Below are 325 nucleotides of genomic sequence, written 5' to 3'. Positions count from 1 at the left end.
CCAGATCGTCCTCTCCGATCGGGCTGGTCATCGAATACTCCTTAATCGTGGCCGTTCACCCTCGCGGAGGAGCGTCGCCAGACGGTCGCGCGCCCGCGATATGCGCGACATCACCGTTCCCAGCGGCACGCCGACGACGGCAGCGACTTCCCCATATGACAGACCTTCGACGGAAATGAGGAGCAGCACCGTCCGCTGCTCCTCGGGCAACGCATCAAGTGCGCGCAACAGGTCTCGGTGGTGCAGGCCTACGTCCTGATCGGCCGGGCGGCCGAGCGCAGCGTCGTCGACGAGGTGGAGCGGAACCGCCGTACCTCGCCGACTG

Annotated in this window: 1 protein-coding gene; it reads right to left on the bottom strand. The window is 66.5% G+C overall.

The window, feature by feature from the left end:
- Nucleotides 1-27 precede the first annotated feature (27 nt).
- The coding region (locus tag ASE88_RS18055; protein WP_235527582.1) for a sigma factor-like helix-turn-helix DNA-binding protein at nucleotides 28-325 on the bottom strand (298 nt) is incomplete at its 5' end.

Origin of the sequence: Sphingomonas sp. Leaf38 (assembly GCF_001421825.1) — a bacterium.
Lineage (GTDB): Bacteria > Pseudomonadota > Alphaproteobacteria > Sphingomonadales > Sphingomonadaceae > Sphingomonas.
This window is presented reverse-complemented; position numbering and strand designations above follow the sequence as displayed.